The following is a 23,575-nucleotide window of genomic DNA, read 5'->3' on the forward strand; positions in this document are numbered from 1 at the left end:
CCCGACTCCATTCCTCGCAGAGAGGTGCGCTCGTGACCAGACTCCGCCGTGTCGCCTCCCTGGCGATGCCCGCCTTACTCGCTTCTACCTGCACGTTTTTCACGATGACGCCCCCTGTTGCCACGGCTGCCCCGTGCCTCGGAACCGGCAGCCTCGGCTCGAGCGGCTCGAACCAGGGCATCAACCCCATTCCCTGGCTCAACGGAAGCGACGGTCGCCTTCCCGAGCTACGTGGCAAAACTCAGGCTATCGCGCACATCACCGGGCCGCGCAGCTCCAACGACACGATCGGCAGGTTCCGGGTGCTCGGCACCGACCTCGGCATCATGTGGGACAACGGCGGAGGTGAGATCCTCACCGCGTTCGGTGACACCGTCGGACTGAGCGACAATCCGCTGTGCGGTCTGGTCGGCGACTGGCGCAGCAACATCCTGTTGCGCAGCTCCGACAAGGACCTCACCGACGGAATGGGCATCGACAATTCCCCGATCGACACCCCGAACCACTCCAAGGAGATCATCCAGAGCAAGAAGATCCCGGGTGTGGAGCAGACCGTCATCCCCACCACCGGCATCTCGGTCGGCGAGGGTCCCGGTGCGACGCAGTACATCAACTACATGTCCGTGCGGAGCTGGGGCGCCCCCGGCGAATGGGACACCAACGCGTCCGGCATCGCATACTCCGTAGACAACGGCGAGAACTGGGTCACCGACCCCCTGACGCTGCGGCCCAACGTGCCCGGCACGGGCGCCGAGAACTTCCAGATGGGCTCGTACGTCAAGCACGACGGATTCGTCTACGCGTTCGGCACGCCGTCGGGTCGCTCCGGCGACGCCCGGCTGTCGCGGGTGAAGGAAGCGGACATCCGGAACCTCACGCTGTACGAATACTGGGACGGCAAGGCGTGGGTGAAGGCCAACGCCACCGTCGCCGCACCGGTCATCCCCGGACCCGTCAGCGAGTTGTCGGTGCAGTTCAACCAGTACCTCGGTCAGTTCGTGGCGATGTACACCGACGCCGGCAATTCGGTGGTCATGCGCCGGTCCGACCACCTCGAATCCGGCTGGAGCGAACCCGAGGTGCTCGTGAGCAGCCGGGACGTGCCCGAGTTGTACGGCGCGTACATGCACCCGTGGTCGCAGGGATCCGATCTGTATTTCCTGGCCACCACTTGGTCGGACTACAACGTCATGCTGCTGCGCACCAACCTCGCCGACTGACGGTAATCTGCGGGTGACAGCGTGCGCGGGACAGCGCGCACGCCACACGAGCAGAGGAGCGGTCTGTGGCGGCCACGGTGGAGCACGACGTGTCGGAATCCCGGTTCGAGATCTACCTCGACGGCCAGCTGGCCGGATACGCCGACTATTTCGAGCGGAACGGTGCCCGCGACTTCCACCACACCGTGACGTACCCCCAGTTCCGTGGTCAGGGTCTGGCCGCGGAAGTGGTGAAGGCCGCCCTCGACGACACGAAGGCCAGCGGGCTCACCGTGATTCCGTCGTGCTCGTACGTCGAGAAGTACATCGCCGAGAATCCGAGCTATGCGGAGCTCGTCTGACCCGGTCCGCCTGACCGTCCGCGCGATATGTGTGGTCGCCGCGGCGGTCGTACTGGTCGGCTGCGGTGCCGGCGACCGTTCCGAGACCGCTCCGGCGGCGTCCGCGCCGACGACGTCGGTGTCCGCGCAACCCGGCGCGTTCGTGGGGGAATGCGGCTCGCTGACCGACGCCGAGGTGTACGAGCGGGCCGGGATCACCGGGCTCACCCCGGTGTCGCGCAACGGCATCAAGTGCCGGTGGGAAGCGGACGGCGGCGAACGGTACGTGATGTTCACCTGGTACCGCGGCAGCCCCATCGACCGGGAACGGTCGGTGGCCAAGGGCATCGGTCACGAGGTCCACGACCTCGAGATCGCCGGGCACCGCGGGTTCTCCTCGCAGAACGTCGGGTTCTGCGAGGTCGCGCTGGGCACCGGTTCCGACTTCGTGCACTGGCTGGTCCGCTACGGCGCGGGCACCGCACCCTCCGATCCGTGCGCGGCCCCGACCGCGCTCGGCCGGCTGACGTTGGAGAAGGTCAGGTGAGCGCCGCCCGCCGGCTCGCCGCGGCGGTGGCGTCCGCGGTGGTGCTCGCCGGCTGCGGCACCTCCGTCACCGGCAGTCCCCTGCCCGAGGGCGCGGCCGCCTCCGAAGAGGGCGGCTCACCGCAGTTCGACAAACTCCTCCGCGAGTGCGACGCCGTCCCCAACGACAAGATCGCGGAGACCCTCCACGGCGCCGGCATCGACCAGTACTTCTTCGGCGCGGTGTGCATGTGGACGGTGTCGTCCGCCGCCGGATCCATCGACGTCACGTTCGGCTGGTTCGAGAACAACTCGCTGCAACGGGAGCGGAGTGTGGCGGACCAACTGGGCTATCAGGTGGAAACCACGTCGGTCGCGGGCACGTCGGCGTTCAGCGCCCGGCGTCCGGGTGATTCGGCGACGTGCGGGATCACCGCCGCCTACTCCGGCGTCATCACGTGGTGGGTGCAGCAGCGGTCGGGTACCGGCGATCCGTGCGACGGTGCGCGCACCCTCGCCGAACTGACCCTGCAACGCAACCAGTAGCGGCCGAAATTCGCTCGCGGTGGCCACGACCTCGCTGTTAGCGTCGAAGGACCACCGATCGAGCCGACCAGAGGACCCTTGCCGTGACCGCCACCGAGACGGCTGTGACTCGCCGGTTCGGGCCCCTGATCCTCCTGAACCTCGCGACGCTGTTCTCGTCCACGGGCAACGGCATCGCGATCGTCGTGCTGCCCTGGCTCGTGCTCGAGAGGACCGGTCGCGCGTCGGACGCCGCGATCGTCGCGGGCGCGGCCACCCTTCCGCTGCTGGTGTCGAGCCTGTTCGCGGGCACGTTCGTCGACCTGTTCGGACGTCGCCTCACGTCGATGATCTCCGACTGCCTGTCTGCCCTGTCCGCGGCGGCCATCCCGGTGATCGCGAACACGACGGGCCTCACCGTGACGGTGATCGCCGTCCTCGCCGCGATCGGCGCCGCGTTCGATCCGGCCGGGATCGCGGCGCGGGAGTCGATGCTGCCCGCCGCCACGAAGTCGGCGGGGTGGTCCCTCGACCGGATGAACAGCCTCTACGAGGCGAACTACAACGTGGCGTATCTCGTCGGTCCGGGCATCGGCGGTGTCCTCATCGCGACGGTGGGTGCGGTGAACACGTTGTGGGTCACCGCCGTCGGCTTCGTGCTGTCCGTGGTGACCATCGCGTTCCTGCGACTGGAGAACGCCGCCAGACCCGACACGTCCACGCGCCCGACGTCCATCTGGCACGGCACGCTCGAGGGGCTGAAGTTCGTGTGGCACAACCGGCTCCTGCGGACGATCGCGCTCGTGGACATGGCGGTGCTCGCGCTGTACATGCCCGTCGAATCGGTGGTGTTCCCGGTGTACTTCACCGAACTCGACAAGCCCGCCCAGCTGGGTTCGGTGCTGATGGCGCTCAGTATCGGCGGCGTGGTGGGCGCCCTCGCGTACGGACCGCTCGCGCCGTTCCTGTCGCGCAGGACGCTGATGGTGGTGGCGGTGACGGTGCTGGGCGCGGCCATGGTCGCGATGGCGTTCCTGCCGCCGCTGTGGGCGATTCTGGCGCTGGCCCTCCTCCAGGGTCTCGTGTTCGGTCCGGTCGGCCCGATCGCCAACTACGCCATGCAGACTCGCAGCCCGGAGCACATGCGCGGTCGGGTCACCGGCGTCATGACGTCCACCGCGTACGCCGCGGGCCCGCTGGGCTACCTGCTGGCCGGTCCCCTCCTCGACAAGTGGGGAATCCAGCCGACGTTCTTCGTGCTCGCGATCCCGGTCCTGATCATCGGGCTGGCATGCTTCGCGCTGCCCGTACTGAAGGAACTCGACGACAAGGTGCCCGTCAGTTGAACCCCATGACGTCGTTGCCCCAGGCGATCCGCATCTCGTGGTCCGGGTCCTTCACGAGGGTGTCCGCGCCGTCGATCAGCAACGTCGAGCGGTTCTCCTCGTCGTAGGGGGCCCAGTGCTTGGACCCGTCCAACGCGGCGGGGACACCGTGCCGCGCGAACGCGAGCCACCGGCGCTGGATCCGGCCCGACACCTCGAGCGCCGTCTTCCGGCCGCCGAGCCAGAACGTCGGGTCGATGTTGAGGGTGTCGAAATTGCCGAAGACGTACGGGAGTTCGGTGGCGTGGCCGGCTCCGATCCGTGCGGCCTTGAGCATCGGCGTGGCCTGATCGAACCGGTACATCCACGTCGGCGAGTGCCGGCTGTGGGCGTCGGCCACCCACAGGGCGGGCATCCGGAACGCGGCGTCCCGCGACATCGCGAGCGCGCCCTTCGCTTTTCCGCGGTCCGGGTACGCAGACAGGATGTCGGCGAGGCGGGCGGCGGGCAGTTCCGGGTGATCGGTCGCGATCGCCCTCAGCATCTCCTGCACCGAATCCGAAGTGACCGGCAGCAGAGGCGATTTCATGAACTTGAAGATCGACGACTCGTCCTTGTTGGAACCGATGATGAGGGGAATGCGGTGCGAGTAGCCCTTCTGGAACGCGGCCACCGGGTAGCGGGGCAGGAAGTCGCGGTCCACCACGGGTGCCATGGCGAGCGTGCCCGGGATCCTCGTCGGCACCTCGTTGACGAGTGTGTCGCTGGCCTCGATCACCGTGCGGTACGGAAGGTGCAGCAGTGTGTCGATCTGCCCGGGTTCCACCTCGAGGATGTCGAGGAACTGTTTCGCGACGGTGGCCGCCCGCTCGCTCCCGTAGACCGACGTGGCGGGCGGACTCTGGGCGATCGCGCGGTGGAACAGCCCCTCGGCGCTCGGACACGTCATCAGCGTGGTGATCGACCCGGCTCCGGACGACTCGCCGAACACCGTCACCTCGTCCGGGTCACCGCCGAACGATGCGATGTTGTCGCGCACCCATGCGAGGGCCGCGACCTGGTCACGCAGCCCGCAGTTGGTCTCGAACACCCGCTCGGCCGTCGAGAACGACGACAGGTCGAGGAAGCCGAGCGCTCCCACCCGGTAGTTGAACGAGACCAGCACGACGTCGCCGAGGGTGGACAGGATGCGCCCGTTGTAGATGCCCTGGGCTGCGGTTCCCAGGCAGTAGGCACCGCCGTGGATCCACACCATCACCGGCCGCGGAGTGCCGTCGGGTCTCGGGGCCCAGACGTTGACGGACAGGCAGTCCTCGTCCATCTCGAGTCCCGCATCGATGGGGACGGCGGTGCCATGCCCCTGCGGCGCCATCGGGCCGAAGTCGACGCAGTCGCGCACACCTTCCCACGGTGCGGGCGGGACCGGCGCGCGAAACCGCAGGTCGCCGACGGGCGCCGCGGCGAACGGAATGCCCTTCCACGCGTAGACGTCGCCCTCGGGATAGCCACGCACCTCGCCGTCCCGGGCACGGACGACGAGCGTGTCGCCGGACTTGTCGACCTCCACGGACGAATCTCCTCACGCAGCACGTACCGGGAATCTCTCGCCAAACTACCAACGAATAGCAGGCAGGACCGATCGAACGCGAGATAGATCAACCGTGCGCTAACATTCCTGCGTGGCCGCATGGACCGATTCCGACGGCAGGAGCCTCCTCGACTATCCGCGCCCCTCCGTGGCGGTCGACGTCGCCGTCCTCACCGTCGACGGAACGGAACTGAAAGTGCTTGTGGCTCTTCGCCGTTCAGGCCAATTTACCCTTCCCGGCACCTTCCTCCACGAGGGTGAACGACTGCGGGACGCCGCCGAGCGGTGCCTGCGCATCACGGCCGGGCTGACGGGCACCGAATTCCATCAGCTGGCGATGCTCGACGACCCCGGCCGCGACGATCGCGGGTGGGTGCTGTCGATGACGCACGGCGCCGCGCTGCCCCGCACAGCGCTCCCCCGCGACACGATGTTGATCACCGTCGACGACGACCGGGTGACGCAGGAGATGGCGTTCGACCACGCGGACGTCGTCGCCCTCGCCGTCGCCGACCTGCGCGAGCGGTACGCGCGGGCCGTCGACCCGTCCGGCCTGGCCGGCGACACGTTCACGGTGCTCGAACTCCGCCGGGTGTACGAGGTGGTGTTCGGACGTCCCCTGCCGAAGGACTCGTTCCGGCGGCACATGAGGCCGGCCCTGGAGAACACCGGCGACATGGCCGTCGTCGGGACCGGCCGGCCCGCCGAGATCTACCGGCGCGGCCCCGCGTCTCTCCCGCCGACCGCGGCCGCGTTTCTCGCCGGCTGAGCCCGTCGACCGACCCGGGCCTTTCCACCCGCGGCACGGCCGGTGCTAGGGTCGGCTTGTTCTGACACGGGGTGCTCCGCACAGGCGGGGCTGAGAACACACCCGGGAACCTGCTCAGGTAATGCTGACGAAGGGATGTCAACGTTGTGAATAGCTCTGTCCACGATGCTGCCGGCGCCGGCCAGCACGCCCGATTCACGGACCACTTGTGGGACCGGACCAAGGTGCTGCGCGAGGCGATCGACGAACTCGAGTTCCTGCGCCGCCTCGGCGACGGAACGCTGCCGCTGGACGTGTTCCGCACTTACATCGAGCAGGATTTCCTGTACCTGACCGGGTACGCGAAGGCTCTCTCACTGGTCGCCGCGCATGCGCCGGGCCCGGTCGAGGCCGGGTTCTGGGCGGGCTCGGCCGCCGAGGCCGCCACGGTCGAGGCGACGCTGCACCAGAATCTGCTGACCAGCGGACGACTCCCCGAGTCGGACGTGGAGCCGCAGCATTCGCCGGCCTGCCTCGGGTACATCTCGTACCTGACGGCCGTCGCCGCCACCGAGTCGTACGCGGTGGCTGCGGCCGCGGTGCTGCCGTGCTTCTGGATCTACGCCGATGTCGGGCACCGGCTCGCGGCGAGCGCCCGTGAGGTGCTCTCCGCCGACCCGTCGCACCCCTACGCACAGTGGGTGACCACCTACGACGCCGAGGAGTTCCACGCCGCCGTCGCGACGGCCCGCGAACTCGTGGACGCCGCGGCCGAGGCCGCGACCGATGCCCAGCGTGAGGCGATGGCGGAGGCGTTCGTGATCGCCAGCCGCTACGAACACATGTTCTGGGACACCGCTCTCAACAAGCAGGAATGGCCGGCGTCGTGACACTCTTCTCTCGTACCAAGCGCGCTGCCACCGCAGCCGTCGTCCTGGTCTCCGCCCTGTCGCTGCTCACCGGTTGCGCCGGTGACTCGCAGTCCGGCGACACCATCCGGTTCGCACTCGACTGGACACCGAACACCAACCACACCGGGCTGTTCGTCGCCCAGCAGGAAGGCTGGTTCGCGGACGCCGGACTCGACGTGCAGGTGCTGCCCTACAACGACACCTCGCCCGACACCCTGGTCGACGCCGGCAACGCGGAGTTCGGGGTGAGCTTCCAGAGTTCTGCGACGTTCTCGAAGGCCGCGGGCGCACAGACCACGTCGGTGATGGCTCCGCTGCAGCACTGGGCGACGGGCATCGCGGTGAAGGCGGATCGCGCCGACATCACCCGCCCCCGGGATCTGGACGGCAAGATCTACGCCGGGTTCGCGGACCCGGACGGCGAGGAGACGCTGAAGCAGATCATCCGGAACGACGGCGGCAAGGGCGAATTCACCACCGTCACGCTCGGCACCTCGGCGTACGAGGCCGTGTACTCCGGCACCGCCGACTTCACCGTCTCGTTCTTCGGCTGGGAGGGCATCGAGGCCGAGCACCAGGGCACCCCGATGCGCTACTTCCACTACACCGACTACGGCTTCCCGGATGCGTACGCGCTCGTCATCGAGGGCAACGAGCAATGGATGGCCGACCATCCCGAGCAGGCCCGCAAGTTCGTCCAGGCCCTGCAGCGCGGATACCAGTTCGCCGCCGACCGGCCGGACGAGGCCGCACAGATACTGATCGACGCCAACCCCGGCGCCTTCACGGACGAGTCCCTCGTGCGAGAGAGCCAGCAGATGCTGTCCTCCGAGTACATGAAGGACAGTTCCGGAAAGGTCGGGACACAGACGGCCGAGCAGTGGGCGGGTTACTCCGGTTTCCTGTTCAAGCACGGCCTGCTCACCGGCCCCGACGGGGCACCGCTGACCACGGAACCCGACTGGTCGACGTATTTCACCAATGAGTACCTCGCTCAGCCCTGACCCCAGTCTCCGCACCACGGCCCCGGGCGCGTCCCCGCTGCTGCGGCGGGTGCTGCCCGCGGTCGTGGTCGCGGCGCTGCTGGTCGTCGCATGGCAGGTGTACGTGACGGTCAGCGGTATCCGGCCGCAGGTGCTGCCGTCGCCGCTGCGGGTGGTCCAACAGGGCTGGCGGGCGCGGGACGCCATCTCCGGTCACGCCTCCGCGACACTCCAGGTGACGCTGATCGGGTTCGCCGTCTCCCTGCTCTTCGCGTGGGCGCTCGCCGTGCTCGTGGACTTCTCGCCGTGGCTGCGACGCGCGTTCGTTCCGCTGTTCGTCGTGTCGCAGACGCTGCCGATCATCGCGATCGCGCCGCTGATGATCATCTGGTTCGGATTCGGTCTGCTGCCGAAGATTCTCGTGATCGCCCTCGCCACGTTCTTCCCGATGACGATCGGTCTGATCGAGGGTTTCGCCGCGGCCGACCGGGAGGCGGGCGCGTTGTTGCGCAGCATGGGTGCCTCACGGTGGCAGGAATTCCGCTACGTGCGGCTTCCGTCGGCGATCCCCCGGTTCTTCACCGCCCTGCGCATCGGCATCACGTACGCCGTGGTGGGTGCCGTGTTCGCCGAGTACGTCGGGGCCACGTCCGGTCTCGGCATCTACATGGCGACGCAGAAGAACTCCTTCCGCACCGACCTCGTGCTGGCGGCGGTGCTCGTGACCGCCGTGATCAGCGTCAGCCTCTACCTGCTCACCTTCGCGGTCGAGCGCGTCGTCGCCCCGTGGATCAAGAACGAAAGGGCCCGGCATGAGTGAGACCGCGCGCGTCGCACTGTCCGGTCTGAGCAAGGGGTTCCCGGTCCGCGGCGGCATCCGGCCCGTCCTCGACGACGTCTCGTTCACCGTCGAACCGGGTGAGTTCGTGTCAGTGATCGGCCCGAGCGGGTGCGGGAAAAGCACCGCGTTCTCCATGCTCGCCGGTCTCGACCAACCCGACGCCGGCACCGTCACGATCGGCGGCGAACCGGTGCGTCCCGCGGGGAGTGGGCCCGCCAAGTGCGCGTACATGCCGCAGAAGGACCTGCTGTTCCCGTGGCGCACCGTCCTCGACAACACCACCCTCGGACTCGAGGTGCAGGGAGTGCCCCGGAAGCAGGCGCGGGACAAGGCCCGGGAGCTGTTCTCCGTGTTCGGTCTCGGCGGGTTCGAGGACGCTCGCCCCAGCCAACTGTCCGGTGGGATGCGACAGCGGGCCGCGATGCTGCGGACCGTCGTCCAGGACCGTCCGGTGCTGCTGCTCGACGAGCCGTTCGGCGCCCTGGATTCGTTGACCCGCACCGAGATGCAGACCTGGTTGCAGGACGTGTGGCAGCGCTACCGGTGGACCGTGCTGATGATCACCCACGACATCCGGGAGGCCGTCTACCTGTCGGACCGGGTGGTCGTGCTGTCCGCGCGGCCCGCGACCGTGCGGCGCGAGGTGACGGTGGGCCTGCCGCGTCCCCGCGAATTGTCGATGATGACGTCGCCCGAGTTCGCGGACGTCGAACACGAACTGCTCGGGGTGCTCCACGAGGAATCCCGGCGGGCACTCGTCGAGCAGGAGTCGGCCCGGCGCTGAAATACGCGGCCTCTCAGAGCAGTGCCGCCTCGAGTTCGCCGAGAGCCGTCTCGAGATAGAAGAGGATGCGTTGCAGGCTCGGCACCGAGCGGCGGCACCCGATGACACCGAAATCGAGGTTACCGCCGTTGGTGGTGAGTGTAATGTTGAGTGCCTGCCCGTCCAGCACCACCGATGTGGGGTAGATGCCGTCGAGCCGGGACCCGTTCCAGTACATGGTCTTCCGCGGTCCCGGGACGTTGGAAATGATCACGTTGAACGGCGGCGGCGTGAAGCGGACAAACCCTGGCACAGGCGTCAGGGCGATCGGCGACATGTTGAACGCGGACCACGCCAGCGCCTGCATCGAGGTGAGGCTGCCGAACAGTTCCTTCCCCTGGGACATGGAGGCGGAGATCGCCGTCAGACGCTCGGCCGGGTCGTCGACGTCCGTCGCCAGGTTGCACAACGTGACCCCGACCGCGTTGCCGCCGGCGTCGGCCTTCTGCTCGTCGCGCAGCGACACCGGAACCATCGCGATCAGCGGCTCGTCCGGTAGCGCATTCTGTTCCTCGAGGTACCCCCGCAACGCCCCGGCGCACATGGCCATCACCACGTCGTTGACACTGACCCCCGCCGCCTTCCGCACGGCGTGGACACGTTCGAGCGGCCACGACTGCGCGGCGAACCGGCGCGCGCCACCGATCGGGACGTTCAGCATGGTGCGGGGCGCCTCGTAGGGAAATCTCATGTCGTGCTGCCCCATCGCGGTGCGGGCGATGCGCAGCGACGCCGGTGCGAGACCGGCCACCTCACCGACCGTGCGACGGACCCCGTTCACCACCGACCAGAGGTCGGGGGCGGCTCCGTTGGCCGACGCTCTTCGCGGCAGGTTCCACGGCGGCGGTGCGTCGCGCACGTCCGGGTCGGTCGACAGCGTCCGCATCAGCAGCCGCAGCCCGGAGACACCGTCCATCAGCGAGTGGTGCAGCTTGGTGTAGATGGCGAACCGGCCGTCGCCGAGACCCTCGATCAGATACATCTCCCACAGCGGGCGATGACGGTCCAGGAGCGTGCCGTGCAACCGGGACGTGAGCGTCAGCAGTTCCCGGACGCGGTACGGGGCCGGGAGGGCCGAATGACGCACGTGGTATTCGAGGTCGACGTCCGACTCGTCGGCCCACCACAGGTTCCCGAGACTGCCGACGGGGCCCGCGGGCTTCTTCCGGAAAGTGGGGTCGACGTCCGTGTGCTTCAGCAGAGTTTCGTGCATCGACTTCACGTAGTCGGGGCCGGCATCCTCCGGCGGTGTGAACAATTCGAGCGATCCCACGTGCATCGGATGCTCTCGCGATTCGCCGAGAAGGAATATCGAATCGGTAACCGGCATGATCCCCACCTGGACGTTCACCCCCGCTCGGTCACTATCCCATTACGACTTTTGCCTGGATGCTACGTCGGGCGTAGCGTCCGTGCGACCAACTTCGATGTAGACCGTACGGCGCAAAGAGGTGGAAACCTAAAGGCAGCAAGTCGATGGGCACCGAGGCCGGATCGGAGGCAGGCTATGAGCACTGCGACTTTCGACTTCTGCCCGTCACCCCTCCCGGTGACGCGGCGGGAGTTCGCCGGGACCAGCCTGCAGTCGACGGCCCTCGCGCACACACTCCGCCGCACGGTCCGGCCGTTCCTGGACGGGTGGGCGCGCTACCCCGAACTGCCGTGGCCCACGGGAGTCGTCGACCTGTTCGGATACTCGCTCGGTCCCATCCGCGGAACTGTGCGCAGGCCCATCCGGCTGCCGAACTGCCGCGCCGAGTGGATCCGGCCCCCGGGTGAGCTCGCCGACCGGGCGATCCTCTACCTCCACGGCGGGGCGTTCCTGTGCTGCGGGATCAACTCCCACCGCCAGATGGTGTCCAGGATCTCGGCGGAGTCGAAGGCGTCGACGCTGAACGTCGCGTACCGGATGATCCCGCGGAACCCCATCCGGGCGGCCGTCGAGGACGGCGTCGACGGGTACCGGTGGCTGCTCTCGCACGGGTACACCGCCGACCGCATCGTCATCGCCGGCGACTCGGCAGGCGGATTCCTGACGTTCATGGTGACGCTCGAAGCCCTGCGCCAGGGGTTGCCGCGTCCCGCGGCCGACGTCGCGCTGTCGCCGCTGACCGACCTCGACCCGGTGAACAAGCTGGCCCATCCCAACGCCGACCTCTGCGCTGTCTTCCCCAAACGCGCGGTCGGTGCCCTGTCCAGGCTGATCGAAAGACTGGACACGAGGGGCGGGCACGAGCCGTCCACGTCACCCGTGGACGGCTCACTCGCCTCCATGCCGCCGGCGCTGATCCAGACCGGCTCGCGGGAAATGGTGTACGTCGACGCGGAACTGATGTCCGAGCGGCTGTCCCAGGCGGGTGTGCCGTGCGAACTGCAGGTGTGGGAACGGCAGGTGCACGTCTTCCAGGCCGCCGCCGGTCTGCTTCCCGAGGGCACCCGCGCCATCCGCGAGATCGGCCGGTTCATCCGCAAAGCCACACCCGTGAGTACTTCTTAACCGCCGGACGTTAACAAGTACTCACGGGGTGAAGAGGTGGTTCCGGTCGAGTGTGGAACCCGGCGTGCGACGGCCACCCCACCCGATCACGGCGCGGTAGGCGCCGAGCGCCCCCGACTCCGCCAAACCCTCGGCGTCGGTGTGCGTCGAGTCCTCGGGAACCGGGGTGTCGAACGGCGCGACGTACAGCGCGTCGGTGGGACAGTTCGCCTCACACATGAAGCACGTCTGACAGTCCTGCTGGTGCGCGACGACGGGTACCCCGTCCGCGCCGCGACGGAAGACGTCCGTCGGGCAGACCTTGATGCAGATGTCGCACCGCATGCAGCGGTCGGCGACGACGACCTCGATCACGACGCGACCGTCCGGGCCTCGGCGGTGCCGCGTTCCGGCCGCACCCACACCTCGCCCAGCCCGCCCGACAGCAGTCGACGGGTCTGCGCCGGATCGGTGTCCGGTAGGTCGGTGCGCACGTGCATCCCCCGGGTCTCGGTCCGGGCCAGCGCGGAGTGCGTCGCCCACCGCGCGACGGCGAGCATCGCGGCGGCCGACCGTGCCTGCAGCAGCTCCCGTTCGGTGCCGCCGAGCAGATCGGCGGCACCCGACCACGCCTCGTCGAGGGCTGTCACGCTGTCCCGCAGACTCGTCGCGCTGCGCCGGAAGCTGCGTCGCAGTGGCAGGGTGTGCTCCTGCACGAGTCCGACGATGGAGCGCGACGCCTGCCGGCGGGCCGACGGTCCGCGCAGTCCCGCCGCGCCCGCGCCGCGCACCCCGTCGGGGACGGGGCGCTTCCGAGCGAACCGGGCTGCACCCGCGCCGGCCCACGTCCCCGAGGAGATCGCCCACGCCCCGTTGTGGCTGCCGCCGCCGCTGCGGCCGCCGGTGACGAGTTCACGGGTGGCCGCGTCGCCCGCCACGAACAGGCCGGGAACGTCGCTGGCGCAGTCGGTGCCGGCGACCCGGATACCTCCGGTTCCGCGCACCGTGCCCTCCAGCACTGCCCGCACGGGATACTTCTGTGTGAACGGGTCGATGCCGGCCTTGTCCAGCGGCAGAAAGTAATTCGGTTGCGACGTGCGCATGGCCGCGCGGATGTCGGGCCTGGCTCGGTCCAGTCGCGCGTACACGGGGCGGCCGGCGGCGAGGTGCGCCATCGCGGCGCCGCGTGCGGAGAAACCGCCGTCCCCGAGAGTCCGACCGTCCGCGTCGTAGTACGTGGCGAACTGCATCATCAACCCCTTGGTGTGCCCACTCCACGCCGGTGCCAGCGCGTAGGCCGTAGAGAATTCCATGCCCGAGAACCACGCCCCGACCTCGGCCGCCATCAGGAGTCCGTCGCCGGTGTCGACGTTCGTTCCGAAGCTTCCCGACAGGAATGCGCAGCCGCCGGTCGCCACGACCACTGCCCCGGCACGCACCGACCACGGGGCGTATCCGTTCTGCCGTTGCAGACCCGCGGCACCGGACACGGTGCCGTCGCCGGTGGTGAGCAGTTCCAGGGCGGGGCTGTGGTCGAGGATGGTGACCCCGGCGCGGTGCACGCGCCTGCGCATCCGGCGCATGTACTCCGGCCCCTGCAGGCTGGTACGCACCTCCCGGCCGTCGTCGCCGGACGGAAACCGGTAGCCGGCGCCTGCCAGTTCATCCACCCGGTGGTGGGTTTCCTCGAGCACCCGGTACATCCAGGCCGGCTCGGACAGTCTGCCGCCGTCCTCGAAGCGGGCCTGCACCGACCGTTCGCGTGCCGGACCGGGCGGGACGTTCCACAGGTTGTTGCCGCCCGATGCGGTGGGGCCGCTGGTGCCGCAGTAGCCCTTGTCGGCATGGACGACCCGCGCGCCCGCCCGGGCCGCCGCCAGTGCCGCCCACGTTCCGGCGGGTCCGCCGCCGAGGACGAGGACGTCGGCGTCGATCTCGAGCCGGCTCACGAAGCGAACAGCATCGCCGACGCGGCGACGGCCGCCCCGGTTCGTTCGGACAGCGGACGGCGGAACAACCAGTCGAGCAGACACATCGTTACCCCCGGTCGGAGCGGTATGGACACCGCTCGATCGTCGGCTGACCGGCTCGCCCGAACAAGAGTTCTCGTCAGCGTGCGCCGAACCTCGGCAACCATCCAGCGAACCCGCCCGGACGACTCGTCTTCCGGACACATGCGGCAGCAGGCGGCACCGCCCTCTATGGTGGACGCATTTGCACGCCGAGGACGGGTAGCGCATGGACGACAGGACTGTAGCGATCGGGGCACTCGCGATTGCCACCGTGTCGGCGGTCTCCGGCTTGATGATCGGTGCCGCGGGCGGCGCGTTCGGCAACCGCGGGCCGGACGTCGTGCCGCCACCGCTGACGTCGGAGGGCCTGCAGGCCGCCGGGCCCTACAGCGCCGCACCGGCCACCTTCCAGGTGTTCGTCCCGCCGACCCCCACTTGGCAGATGGCCGACCTCACCACCCCACGGGCCGTCACGCTCACCACCGAACCGGCGCCGGTGACCACCGCGCCGCCGCCCGCGCCCTCGACGACCCCTGCCCCGCCACCGCCCGTCCGGACCACGGTCGCGCCGCCTCCCCCGACGATCAGCCTGGCCCCGGTCACCACACCCGTGACCCGGCCTCCCGTCATCACGACGACCGAGCAGACCGTCCCCCGGATCGCGGCCCCGCCGACGGCGTCACCCGCGGCGCCGACACTGCCGCCGGTCACCACCACGACGACGACGCGTCCGGTGATCACCATCCCGCCCGTCACCACCAGACCGCGGGGCTGAGGCTTACCCGAGCCTTTCCGAGATCGGGAGCGGTGACAAGCCCGGTACAGGAGTCGGTAGGGTGGCTTCCCGCCGGATTGGGGGGTCCACTCCGGGACCGTGAGTGTCCAGCATCGGAGGTCGGGATGAGTGGCGGGGAGAATTTTCGGTCGGGCGAGTGGGATCACCGAGCCATCAGGTGTGCGGTCGACGCGCTGAGGCCCGCCGAGTCCGGTGCGGTGGCCGCGGCCTGGGACGACCTCGGACGCCGATTCCAGGAGTCGGTCACCGAGTTCCACGACGCGACCCGTGCCGCCGTCGACACCGGCTGGCGTGGGCCGACCGCGGACGCGGTGGCGTCGGCGCTCGACCACTACGCCGCCCAAGCCGGGCAGGTCGGCGGCCGATTCACGGATGTGGCGGATGCGTTGCGGCACGCGACCACCGGAGCCGAAGCGGTCCGCGGCGCGGTGGGTCGGCCCGGCGAACACCCGACCGACTGGACCCGGGTGCTGCCCGTCAACTGGACTGCGGAAGCCGACGCCGACGCCGCAGAACAGAACGCGAAGGCCGCCATGGACACCTTCTACACCTCGGCGTATCGGGTCGCGGACGAACAACTCCCCGTTGCGGGCCTCGCCGCGACCGATGCCGCGGCAACGGCAAACGGTCAGCCGGTGGGCTTCGACATCGGACCGAACGGGGTGCACGGCATACCCAGCGATGAGCAGGTGGCCGAGCCCGAATCCGAAACCGTCCCGCGGAATGAGCACCGCAAGAGCGGCGAGGTGCTGCTCGAGGACTCGTCGGCGCCCGCACAGGCTGCGCCGGTTTCGATCGCGGGTGCGGCGCTGGCCGGGGCCGTCGGCGGCGGGGTGGCGCAGTACGCGCGCAGCATCGTGTCCTCTCACCAGACGACCACCCCCGAACGGCCGGGCGCTCCCGCCCTGCCAGCCGCCCGGGAAGACGAGGAGGAACCCCCGACGTACCTCGAAAGCATCGACGAGGGAAGCGAACTCGTCGGAAGATTGCCTCTCGTGACACCCGCGGTGATCGGCCGATAGTCGTGGGGCACTGGGTGTTGACCGGCCCGCAGTTCTCGGCATTGTGGGACCGGACCGGCCAGGACCGCATTCCGTATCCGTTCAGGGTCACGAGCACGCTGGCCACCGCCGACGAGTACGCGGCGGAGCAGCGCCGGATCCGCGCCGCCTTCTCCGGACCCGAACACGACGCGCTCGAGTCGGCGCTGCTGGTGCTCGCCGAACCCGACCTCCGGATCGAGATCTCCGGTTCGGCAGGTGCGGACGGCGGTACCCCGGTCCGCATGACGGGAGCCATTGCACGCGGGCACGGGATCGCGGCGGTGCAGCATCCGGGCGAAGTGGTGATCCGGAGCTGCGAACCGTACGACGTCGGCCGGCAGCTGATCGCTCAGCTCCCTGACACCGACGCCGGCGCGGCGACGGGCGTCGTGGTCCCGCCGACACCGGCCGGGAGCGCACGGGCGGCCCGGATCCTCGACCGGCCGTCGACGAGCCAGGGGGTCGTCACCGTGATCCGCGGCGCGCGGCACTCACCACGCCCCGTCGGCGGTCTGGCGTGGCGGGACATCGAGGGCGACGGCCGGTACCTCGTGTGGGGCGATACCGCCGTGGCGGTGGAACCGGGCACGTCGTGGGACCTCCTCGACGCCGTCACCCGGCTGACCGGACGGATCGCGGCCGGTCACCCCGTCTGAGCCCACCGCCCCCTCCTGCACTGCGGTCTCGACGATCGCCGCTACCGTATAGAGCGGAAGTAGGTGACTCGTGGCCGACCCGGACGGAGCAGACATGCAGGACTTCGATCTGGATTCGAGCGTGAACCGCGACTGGGCGGAGTTCCAGCGGCGCCTCGCGGACTATCTGGCAGCGATGCAGGACGAGGACCTTCTGGTCCTCGAATCGGGATTCGAGGAGCTCGACGAATCCCAGGGCCTGATGCCGTGCATTCAGTTCGTCGTGTGGGACGGTGACACGGTGCGCTGCGAGGTGCCGTCGAACCATTACCTGCACCCCGACCGCGCACTGACCGAGGCCGAGCAGACGTACCTCACCGAGCTGGGCTGGAACCGGCCGACGCGCGGCCCGGACGACGAACCCGACGACGGCTCCCCCGCGTTCTACGTCGACAAGAAGCTGTCGTGGTCGGATCAGCTGGCCGCGATGGCCGTGGCCGCGTTCCGCGACGTCTGGGGAATCACGCATCCCGCGTTCCTGAGCACCGAGACGTCGAGTACGGATCCCGAGGCCACGTTCGACCCGGTTTCGGTGCGGCCGCCGCTGGTCGCGCAACTCGACCCCGCGGCCGCCGTAGTCCCCCGCGACGTCGAGCATCTCCACGAACTGATCACGCTCGCGTTGGTGCCGATGCTCGGGCTGCTGCCCGAACGCGACCCGGACGGCGACGTCCCGATCCGGATGGGCAACACCATCCTGTTCGTCGGCCCGCTCGCCGACACCGTCGACGTGCAGCTGTTCGCGCCGCTCGTGCACGACATCAGCGACCGCACCCGGGCGGCCGAGGTCACCGCCGACCTCAACCGCACGTGGTCACGGATCAAGTTCGTGCTGGTCGACGACCGGTTGTCGGCGTTCCTGGAAGTGTCGGGCAACCCGTTCGTCCCGCAGCACCTCACGGACAGCTGCAAGGCGTTCTCCGATTTCCTGAGCACCGTCGACAACGAGTTCGCGTCGCGGTTCGGTGGCGAACTGTTCTTCCACCGCGACTCCGGCCCGGACGCCGAACCGGAGCCGGATGCGGCACCTCGCACCGAGAACCGGATGTCGTCCACCGACCTGCCGAAGGAACTCCAGACGCTGTTCCATCTCCATGCCGGGCCCGGAGGCGACACCGATCCGGCTGTCGTCACCGACGTCTGCGGTCACGACCGCGACCGGATCCTCGTGCTCCTGGACACCGGCATCGCCTGGGTGTCCCGGTTGCGTGAAACCGACGATGCGTCGGCGGACCAGTGGGAGCGCATCGTCGGCACCCTGCGCCACGCCCTCCGCACCGTCGTGCTGCCACCGGCGGCGAGCGCTCCCGACCCCAAGCCGCGGCCCGAGCAGATGGGGCTGTTCACCAACCCCGAGGAGCAGACCCTGTTCGACGATCCGTCGTCCTAGAAGCCGCCCTTTCGACGATCGGTCCGGGTTTCCCGGGATGTGGCGTACTGTCAGCACTATCGGAGCCGTCCAGGTTCCGCATTCAGGGATGGTCCATGGCTGACAAATCGCCCCGCAATTCCATGTCGAAGAAGTCCGGTAAGTCGCTGAAGGAGAAGCGCGCCGACAAGAAGATGAAGACCAACGGACAAAGCGATCCGGAAATCGTCTCGCACGTCAAAAAGCGCTAGCGCCCGTGCGCCTTTCTGGTAGCGGCAGCAACCACAAAGGCGCACAAGCCGTCAGGCGACGACGGAGCGCTGGGGGACGCCCGAGTGCTCGCTGAGCGGGCGAATCAAACTGTTCGACGCGCCCTGCTCGATGATGTGGGTGGTCCACCCGGTGATCCGGCTCATCACGAACATCGGCGTGAACATTTCCACGTCGAATCCCATCAGGTAGTACGCCGGACCGGTCGGGAAGTCGAGATTCGGCGCGATCCCGGTGGCGCCGGCCATCGTCTTCTCCAGGACGTCGTATATTCGCACCCACTTCTCACCGCCGGTGGCGGCTGCGATGTCGAGCAGTGCCGCCTTCATCGTCGGCACCCGCGAGTCGCCGCTCTTGTAGACCCGGTGGCCGAAACCCATCACCTTCTCCTTGGCGGCGAGTTTGCCCAGCAGCCACTCCTCGGCGCGGTCCGGATCGCCGATCTCGACCATGTCGTGCATGACGGCCTCCTTGGCGCCGCCGTGCAACGGATCCTTCAACGCCCCGATCGCCGCGGAGGACGAGTCGCTGACCGCCGAATCCGCCGCGCTCGCGCGAATCGGGTTGGCTCACTACTTCGCCGGGGCGCTCATCCTGCCGTACACGCTGTTCCTGGGTGCCGCCGAATCACTCCACTACGACATCGACCTGCTGGGCCTGAAGTTCGAGGTGGGGTTCGAGACGATCTGTCGCCTGCTGTCGACGCTGCACCGGCCGGGCCAGCGCGGCGTGTCGTTCTTCTCCGTCCGCACCGATCGCGCCGGGAACATTTCGAAGTGCCAGTCTGCCAACGCATTCCACTTCTCCCGAGCCGGCGGCAGCTGCCCGCTGTGGGTGGTCCACGAGGCGTTCGCGAATCCCGGCCGGATCCTCACGCAGGTGTCGAACGGGCGCGCCTACCTGTGGATCGCGCGCACCACCCACAGCGGCGGTCTCGGATATCTCGCCCCGGAACGCAATTTCGCGATCGGCCTCGGCTGCGACATCGGGTACGCCGATCGGCTGATATACTCACGCGTGCGCGCAACGCGCGTTCCCGCAGCTGGGCCGGTAGGCGCTCCGCGCCCGTGAGTGGTTGACGGGTCCAGGAACTCGTCAACCACTCACGGGCGTAACGCTACTCGTACCTGAACTTCGGCGATCGCCTCCGCCCTGTCGGTGGCATCGGCACGGATTGCAAGTAGTGCGCTAGGGCCGTCGCCCGAACCAGTCGAGGAGTCGAGTCTGCTGCGAAGCGTCGGGAGGCACTGTGCCACTCGGGCCCTCGCCGTACGCGCCGAAGGCGAGCATGTCGTCCAGATGTGGTTCGACCACACGAGACAGCCCGGCGACCACAGGCGGGTCGAGAGTTTCATCGAGGCCCGCCCCGCGGAGGAGGTCCCACCCGTGAACCACAAGGTCGACGAGCCGGAAGCGCAGGAACGCTTCGGCAGGGACGTCGCCCTTCGGGCCTGGAACTGGCTGTTCCGGTGGTGCGGCGGCGAAGGCCTCGGCCTGGTGTCGCGACGATTCGGCCACCGCGGCAACCGGGTCGTCTCCGAGCTGGTCGTCTGTGAGCATGTTCCGGGCTTGTTCACGACCGACGCCGGCAAGCAGGAGCGCAGTGAAGCGGTTTCCCACCACGACATGCTCGACCAGGTCACGCACCGACATCTGTGACGGTGTGGGCAGGTCCCATGAGTCCACCGGCAGGTGGCGCACCACGCGCTCGAATTCGGCCGAGGCAGCGAGAATGAGTTCCACCTCTCGCACGGTAGCGGTCGTGGACTAGCTCCGGAAAGGTGCGTCGTCGCGGATGTCCTTCTCGGGAACGGCGTACGGCCGGGTTTGCTTGCTGGGCTCGTCAACTAGCGGCGGCGGCAAGTGCCCGAGTCCGTCCCGCGGTGCCGTCGAGATTGTGCTCCGTCGAACAACGAGGCGACTGGACCGGTGGGCCTACCTGACCGGGGCCCTGTGGCTGCTTTCCGTAGAACCCGTAATTGGTTTGGTGCGCGGTACCGAGCAGCCTGTTTTGGGCGTCATACACCGTGCAAGACTCTTCCCGGTCGTTGCCAATTCTCTTCGTGGCGTAGACGCCGAGCACCGCCCCACTGGCGTATGCCCCCGGATGCGTGACGCAAGTGTCCTGAAATGTTGCTGCCTGGGCGGCGGGTGCGGCCACGGCCCTCGTGCCCACTGCCGCGGCGGCGGAAATCAGGGTGCTCGCCGCGATCTGACGCCAATGTGCGTCGCCCACCCTGCGAAAGCCCAGGCATGAGATGGTGGTCGAGGATCCGCCACCGGAACGGAAAAGCGCGCTAAGTGCCGCGCCGGACGAAGTGCACGACCTGGCTGACGTTGAGTTGCCACCGCTCGTCCACGTCGAAACCGTACGACCGCACGACGCGGAAGTTGGCGCCGAGCGCCACCGGATCACGGGAATCGAGGGCCGCCCCGGTGTGGCTGTCGACCCCCGCGGATCGGTCGGTGAGCAGCCAGATCGCCGGACAACTCCTGATCTGGTCCGCGATGCGGTCGGGCGCCAGCGTCTCGTCCCACAACTCGCCCAGTTCCGCGGCCGTCGATCCCCGCGAGATGTCGCGGAGAGCGGCGAAGGCGGGCGGATCGACGGTCTCGACGGTGCGCATCGGGCCGGGATTCCAGACGTTCTTCAGGTCGTAGAGCACGCAGTCGCCGGGTGCGGCCCCGGATTCGACGAGGTCGGCTACGCGGCTGTAATCCATGCCGCTCGGCTTGGCGTACGGTCCGCGCTGGACGAGGTAGTGCGGCAGGGCGATGGCACCGAACAGTGCGAGGATCACCGCGAGAAGCGGCAGCGATCGTCGTCCGGCGAGGCCGGCGATCCACACAATCGACTGTCCGAGGAGCAGTGCGCACGCGGGGGCGGTGAACGTGAAGTAGCGACCCAGATACACGTTCTGCGACGTCAGCGAATACAGCAGCACCAGCGCGGTGGGCACCACGAGCCAGGGCACCGCGGTCGCGAGAAGCCCGGCCTGGTCGCCGTCCCGGCGGTCACGCTCCCGGACGATGCCGACCGTCACTCCGGCGACGACGAGCAGTCCTGACACGACGGCGACGGGGAGGGCGTTGTCGAAGTACTGCTCGACGAGCACGATCCACACGAGATCGAAATTCCGGCCGGCGATCCACGAGACCTGATCCGCCTGCGATTGCACCAGCACGATCACCGGCGCCGCGATCGCGATGCCCGCGCCGGCAGCCAGGACGAACGACCCGACGCAGCGACGTCCGGTCTTCGTCACCGCCAGGGTCACGACGTGCGCGGCAACGATCAGGATGCTGTAGAGGAACACCGTGGTCGAGACCGCGACAAGCAGCGCATACAGCACCCAGGCGGTGCCCGTCCGCCTGCGCACGGCCACGACGAACACGACGGTCACCCACACCGCCAGCGCCGCGGACAGCGCGTACGAGCGTGCCTCGATTCCGGCGGACGTCACCCGCGGCAGGATCGCGAACACGAGCGCCGCGACCAACGCCACCCGTCGCGTGGACACCAGCCTTCCGAGCACGACGAGGCCGGCGGCGCCGATCCCCACGGCCAGCACACTGGGCAGTCGCAGCCAGAACTCCGTGAGCGGGACGACGCGCAGCCAGCCATGCATGCCCAGGTAGTACGCGCCATGGACGGCGTCGACGTCGAACAGCAACCGCACCATGGCGGGGATGTCGCGCCCGGCGACCGAGACGGTGGCCGCCTCGTCGTGCCAGAACGACGGCGACCAGGACCGGAATCCCGAGATCGCGACTGCCACGAGTCCGAGGAGGAGCGGGTCGCACCATCTCGTCCACCCGAGGGTTCCCCGCTCCGCACCGCTGCGCCGGGGCTCGGAAGCCAGCACGGGCAGGGGCGACGTCATTCCGCGGTTCCTCGAAGTAGGTGAAATCAGTGACCTACATGGAGACCGTTCCGGACCGCGTCGCCGTTACGTCCGGCTGCTACCCGGCGGGCGAGTCCTGCGCACCGAGCCGCCACAGCGACGTCACTTCCCGCTTGCGCGCGGCGTGCAACGCATCCGATCGGTCGGCGACCTTGCCGTGCCGGGGCACCACGTCCCGGCGTCCGAGGACGGTCAGTCCGGCGTCGTCGATCAGGGTCAGTAATTCCTCGCGGGTCCGCAGTCCGAGGTGCTCGGCTATGTCGGACAGGATGAGCCAGCCCTCTCCCCCGGGCTCGAGGTGCTCGGCCAACCCGGCCAGGAATCCGCGGAGCATCCGGCTGTCCGGATCGTAGATCGCGTACTCGATCGGCGAGGTGGGTCGGGCGGGAATCCACGGCGGGTTGCACACGACCAGCGGTGCCCGGCCGTCGGGGAACAGATCCGTTTCCACCACCTGGACCTGACCGGCGTAGCCGAGCCGGTCCAGATTCGCCCGGGCGCAGGCGAGCGCATTCGCGTCGAGTTCGGTCGCGATCACCTTCTCGACGCCGCGGTGCGCGAGGACGGCGGCCAGCACACCGGTGCCGGTACCGATGTCGAACGCCTGCGTGTGCGACGGCAGCGGGGTGTCGGCGACGAGGTCGACGTATTCGCCGCGAATCGGCGAGAACACGCCGTAGCCGGGGTGGATGCGCGCCCCAAGGGCGGGGATCTCGACGCCCTTCTTCTGCCACTCGTGGGCGCCGATCGCCCCGAGCAGGTCGCGCAGGGTGGTGACGGTGGGCTGGTCCGTGGGTCCGTACGCCTCGAGCACCGCCTGACGCACGTCGGGGGCGCGTCGCAGCGGGACGGTCTGGTCGGCGTCGAACGGCACCAGCAGCATCCCGAGGATCCCCGCCCTCCGCGACTGCGTCTGCCGATGCAGGTGGAACGCGGTGGCGGGGTCGGTGGACGTCTTGCGGGTCTTACGGTCGGTACGGGCGGCGACAGCGGTGCCGAGCTGGCGGGCGTTGTGGAAGTCGCCGCGCCACAGCAGCGCCGTCCCCTCGCACGCCAGGCGGTACGCCTCGTCGGCGGTCATCGAGTCGTCGGCCACCCGAATCTTCTTCGGGGGCGTCGCCCCGCTGGTGGACCGCCACACCGCCGAATGCTCGGTGCCGTCCTCGGTCCAGCGGACGAACTCGGTTTCCATGAGGGAGA

The 23,575-nt window shown here is 68.9% G+C and carries 24 protein-coding genes, 1 pseudogene and 1 riboswitch; of the genes and pseudogenes, 17 read left to right on the top strand and 8 right to left on the bottom strand.

Annotated elements, in window-relative coordinates; translation table 11 throughout:
• Nucleotides 1-104 precede the first annotated feature (104 nt).
• The 5 genes from FND50_RS26280 to FND50_RS26300 all read left to right on the top strand — a co-directional run bounded on the left by FND50_RS26280 (nt 105) and on the right by FND50_RS26300 (nt 3,936).
• The gene (locus FND50_RS26280; protein WP_043943812.1) at nt 105-1,220 is read left to right on the top strand and encodes a DUF4185 domain-containing protein; all 1,116 of its coding nucleotides are present in this window, start codon (nt 105-107) and stop codon (nt 1,218-1,220) included.
• A 65-nt stretch (nt 1,221-1,285) separates the two neighbouring features.
• The gene (locus FND50_RS26285; protein WP_005252788.1) at nt 1,286-1,561 is read left to right on the top strand and encodes a GNAT family N-acetyltransferase; all 276 of its coding nucleotides are present in this window, start codon (nt 1,286-1,288) and stop codon (nt 1,559-1,561) included.
• Nucleotides 1,545-2,087: a DUF3558 domain-containing protein gene (locus tag FND50_RS26290; RefSeq protein WP_144287628.1), complete on the top strand. Its 543-nt coding sequence runs from the start codon at nt 1,545-1,547 to the stop codon at nt 2,085-2,087. The genes FND50_RS26285 and FND50_RS26290 overlap by 17 nt, the downstream gene beginning before the upstream one ends.
• On the top strand, nt 2,084-2,611 hold the full coding sequence (locus tag FND50_RS26295; protein ID WP_144287629.1) for a DUF3558 domain-containing protein: 528 nt from the start codon (nt 2,084-2,086) through the stop codon (nt 2,609-2,611). Before FND50_RS26290 ends, FND50_RS26295 begins: the two co-directional genes overlap by 4 nt.
• Nucleotides 2,612-2,694: 83 nt before the next feature.
• The gene (locus FND50_RS26300) at nt 2,695-3,936 is read left to right on the top strand and encodes an MFS transporter (protein WP_144287630.1); all 1,242 of its coding nucleotides are present in this window, start codon (nt 2,695-2,697) and stop codon (nt 3,934-3,936) included.
• Here FND50_RS26300 and FND50_RS26305 read toward each other — a convergent pair.
• Nucleotides 3,929-5,482 carry a carboxylesterase/lipase family protein gene (locus FND50_RS26305; RefSeq protein ID WP_144287631.1) on the bottom strand — a complete coding sequence of 518 codons (1,554 nt, stop codon included), beginning with the start codon at nt 5,480-5,482 and terminating at the stop codon, nt 3,929-3,931. The two genes, FND50_RS26300 and FND50_RS26305, sit on opposite strands and share 8 nt — an antisense overlap.
• 112 nt (nt 5,483-5,594) lie before the next feature.
• Here FND50_RS26305 and FND50_RS26310 point away from each other — a divergent pair, with 112 nt between their 5' ends.
• The 5 genes from FND50_RS26310 to FND50_RS26330 all read left to right on the top strand — a co-directional run bounded on the left by FND50_RS26310 (nt 5,595) and on the right by FND50_RS26330 (nt 9,770).
• Complete coding sequence (locus FND50_RS26310; RefSeq protein WP_144287632.1) at nt 5,595-6,272, top strand: NrtR DNA-binding winged helix domain-containing protein; 678 nt, start codon at nt 5,595-5,597, stop codon at nt 6,270-6,272.
• A 57-nt stretch (nt 6,273-6,329) separates the two neighbouring features.
• Nucleotides 6,330-6,425, top strand: a riboswitch (TPP riboswitch).
• Nucleotides 6,419-7,141: a TenA family protein gene (locus tag FND50_RS26315; RefSeq protein ID WP_144287633.1), complete on the top strand. Its 723-nt coding sequence runs from the start codon at nt 6,419-6,421 to the stop codon at nt 7,139-7,141. (Overlaps the previous riboswitch by 7 nt.)
• A complete protein-coding gene (locus tag FND50_RS26320) occupies nt 7,126-8,166 on the top strand; it encodes an ABC transporter substrate-binding protein (RefSeq protein ID WP_005254141.1) in 1,041 nt (346 codons plus the stop codon). Before FND50_RS26315 ends, FND50_RS26320 begins: the two co-directional genes overlap by 16 nt.
• Complete coding sequence (locus FND50_RS26325) at nt 8,144-8,965, top strand: ABC transporter permease (protein ID WP_144287634.1); 822 nt, start codon at nt 8,144-8,146, stop codon at nt 8,963-8,965. The genes FND50_RS26320 and FND50_RS26325 overlap by 23 nt, the downstream gene beginning before the upstream one ends.
• Nucleotides 8,958-9,770 (top strand): ABC transporter ATP-binding protein, encoded by an 813-nt coding sequence (locus FND50_RS26330; protein WP_005570526.1) that lies wholly within the window; start codon nt 8,958-8,960, stop codon nt 9,768-9,770. Before FND50_RS26325 ends, FND50_RS26330 begins: the two co-directional genes overlap by 8 nt.
• 13 nt (nt 9,771-9,783) lie before the next feature.
• On the opposite strand, the gene FND50_RS26335 is transcribed toward FND50_RS26330, so the two are convergent.
• The gene (locus FND50_RS26335) at nt 9,784-11,139 is read right to left on the bottom strand and encodes a wax ester/triacylglycerol synthase family O-acyltransferase (RefSeq protein WP_039952828.1); all 1,356 of its coding nucleotides are present in this window, start codon (nt 11,137-11,139) and stop codon (nt 9,784-9,786) included.
• A 177-nt stretch (nt 11,140-11,316) separates the two neighbouring features.
• Here FND50_RS26335 and FND50_RS26340 point away from each other — a divergent pair, with 177 nt between their 5' ends.
• Entirely contained in the window at nt 11,317-12,306 is a 990-nt protein-coding gene (locus tag FND50_RS26340) for an alpha/beta hydrolase (protein ID WP_007300546.1), read from the top strand.
• Nucleotides 12,307-12,327: 21 nt separating this feature from the next.
• On the opposite strand, the gene FND50_RS26345 is transcribed toward FND50_RS26340, so the two are convergent.
• Nucleotides 12,328-12,660, bottom strand: coding sequence for a ferredoxin family protein (locus FND50_RS26345; protein ID WP_144287635.1), 333 nt, complete (start codon nt 12,658-12,660; stop codon nt 12,328-12,330).
• A complete protein-coding gene (locus tag FND50_RS26350) occupies nt 12,657-14,234 on the bottom strand; it encodes an FAD-binding protein (RefSeq protein WP_144287636.1) in 1,578 nt (525 codons plus the stop codon). Before FND50_RS26350 ends, FND50_RS26345 begins: the two co-directional genes overlap by 4 nt.
• A gap of 289 nt (nt 14,235-14,523) precedes the next feature.
• Here FND50_RS26350 and FND50_RS26355 point away from each other — a divergent pair, with 289 nt between their 5' ends.
• The 5 genes from FND50_RS26355 (at nt 14,524) to FND50_RS37135 (ending at nt 18,451) form a co-directional block, all read left to right on the top strand.
• The gene (locus FND50_RS26355; RefSeq protein ID WP_144287637.1) at nt 14,524-15,072 is read left to right on the top strand and encodes a hypothetical protein; all 549 of its coding nucleotides are present in this window, start codon (nt 14,524-14,526) and stop codon (nt 15,070-15,072) included.
• 125 nt (nt 15,073-15,197) lie between these two features.
• Entirely contained in the window at nt 15,198-16,115 is a 918-nt protein-coding gene (locus FND50_RS26360) for a PPE domain-containing protein (protein ID WP_144287638.1), read from the top strand.
• Nucleotides 16,116-16,129: 14 nt separating this feature from the next.
• The gene (locus tag FND50_RS26365) at nt 16,130-16,792 is read left to right on the top strand and encodes an ESX secretion-associated protein EspG (protein ID WP_144287639.1); all 663 of its coding nucleotides are present in this window, start codon (nt 16,130-16,132) and stop codon (nt 16,790-16,792) included.
• 70 nt (nt 16,793-16,862) lie between these two features.
• On the top strand, nt 16,863-18,221 hold the full coding sequence (locus FND50_RS26370) for a T3SS (YopN, CesT) and YbjN peptide-binding chaperone 1 (RefSeq protein ID WP_144287640.1): 1,359 nt from the start codon (nt 16,863-16,865) through the stop codon (nt 18,219-18,221).
• A gap of 95 nt (nt 18,222-18,316) precedes the next feature.
• Nucleotides 18,317-18,451, top strand: a complete 135-nt coding sequence (locus FND50_RS37135; RefSeq protein WP_005254130.1) for a hypothetical protein — start codon at nt 18,317-18,319, stop codon at nt 18,449-18,451.
• A gap of 51 nt (nt 18,452-18,502) precedes the next feature.
• Here FND50_RS37135 and FND50_RS26375 read toward each other — a convergent pair.
• A pseudogene (locus FND50_RS26375) lies at nt 18,503-18,988 on the bottom strand (citrate/2-methylcitrate synthase); the annotation flags it as partial.
• On the opposite strand from FND50_RS26375, the gene FND50_RS26380 reads away from it, so the two are divergent.
• The gene (locus tag FND50_RS26380; protein ID WP_397492563.1) at nt 18,930-19,541 is read left to right on the top strand and encodes a short-chain fatty acyl-CoA regulator family protein; all 612 of its coding nucleotides are present in this window, start codon (nt 18,930-18,932) and stop codon (nt 19,539-19,541) included. The pseudogene FND50_RS26375 and the gene FND50_RS26380 sit on opposite strands and share 59 nt — an antisense overlap.
• A gap of 117 nt (nt 19,542-19,658) precedes the next feature.
• On the opposite strand, the gene FND50_RS26385 is transcribed toward FND50_RS26380, so the two are convergent.
• The 3 genes from FND50_RS26385 to FND50_RS26395 form a co-directional block, all read right to left on the bottom strand.
• Nucleotides 19,659-20,222 carry a TIGR03086 family metal-binding protein gene (locus FND50_RS26385; protein WP_313905287.1) on the bottom strand — a complete coding sequence of 188 codons (564 nt, stop codon included), beginning with the start codon at nt 20,220-20,222 and terminating at the stop codon, nt 19,659-19,661.
• A gap of 545 nt (nt 20,223-20,767) precedes the next feature.
• Entirely contained in the window at nt 20,768-22,354 is a 1,587-nt protein-coding gene (locus FND50_RS26390; RefSeq protein ID WP_144287643.1) for a glycosyltransferase family 39 protein, read from the bottom strand.
• 79 nt (nt 22,355-22,433) lie between these two features.
• Entirely contained in the window at nt 22,434-23,567 is a 1,134-nt protein-coding gene (locus FND50_RS26395) for a class I SAM-dependent methyltransferase (RefSeq protein WP_144287644.1), read from the bottom strand.
• Nucleotides 23,568-23,575: the final 8 nt, after the last annotated feature.

It is taken from the genome of Rhodococcus sp. WB9, assembly GCF_007558985.1.
GTDB classification, from domain to species: Bacteria; Actinomycetota; Actinomycetes; order Mycobacteriales; family Mycobacteriaceae; genus Rhodococcus_F; species Rhodococcus_F opacus.

Excerpts from the sequence above, each read along its gene's own strand:
- FND50_RS26280 (WP_043943812.1), top strand. The coding sequence starts at position 105 with ATGACGCCCCCTGTTGCCACGGCTGCCCCGTGCCTCGGAACCGGCAGC.
- FND50_RS26290 (WP_144287628.1), top strand. The coding sequence starts at position 1,545 with ATGCGGAGCTCGTCTGACCCGGTCCGCCTGACCGTCCGCGCGATATGT.
- FND50_RS26320 (WP_005254141.1), top strand. The coding sequence starts at position 7,126 with ATGGCCGGCGTCGTGACACTCTTCTCTCGTACCAAGCGCGCTGCCACC.
- FND50_RS26325 (WP_144287634.1), top strand. The coding sequence starts at position 8,144 with ATGAGTACCTCGCTCAGCCCTGACCCCAGTCTCCGCACCACGGCCCCG.
- FND50_RS26330 (WP_005570526.1), top strand. The coding sequence starts at position 8,958 with ATGAGTGAGACCGCGCGCGTCGCACTGTCCGGTCTGAGCAAGGGGTTC.
- FND50_RS26335 (WP_039952828.1), bottom strand. The coding sequence starts at position 11,139 with ATGCCGGTTACCGATTCGATATTCCTTCTCGGCGAATCGCGAGAGCAT.
- FND50_RS26340 (WP_007300546.1), top strand. The coding sequence starts at position 11,317 with ATGAGCACTGCGACTTTCGACTTCTGCCCGTCACCCCTCCCGGTGACG.
- FND50_RS26355 (WP_144287637.1), top strand. The coding sequence starts at position 14,524 with ATGGACGACAGGACTGTAGCGATCGGGGCACTCGCGATTGCCACCGTG.
- FND50_RS26360 (WP_144287638.1), top strand. The coding sequence starts at position 15,198 with ATGAGTGGCGGGGAGAATTTTCGGTCGGGCGAGTGGGATCACCGAGCC.
- FND50_RS37135 (WP_005254130.1), top strand. The coding sequence starts at position 18,317 with ATGGCTGACAAATCGCCCCGCAATTCCATGTCGAAGAAGTCCGGTAAG.
- FND50_RS26380 (WP_397492563.1), top strand. The coding sequence starts at position 18,930 with ATGACGGCCTCCTTGGCGCCGCCGTGCAACGGATCCTTCAACGCCCCG.
- FND50_RS26390 (WP_144287643.1), bottom strand. The coding sequence starts at position 22,354 with ATGACGTCGCCCCTGCCCGTGCTGGCTTCCGAGCCCCGGCGCAGCGGT.
- FND50_RS26395 (WP_144287644.1), bottom strand. The coding sequence starts at position 23,567 with ATGGAAACCGAGTTCGTCCGCTGGACCGAGGACGGCACCGAGCATTCG.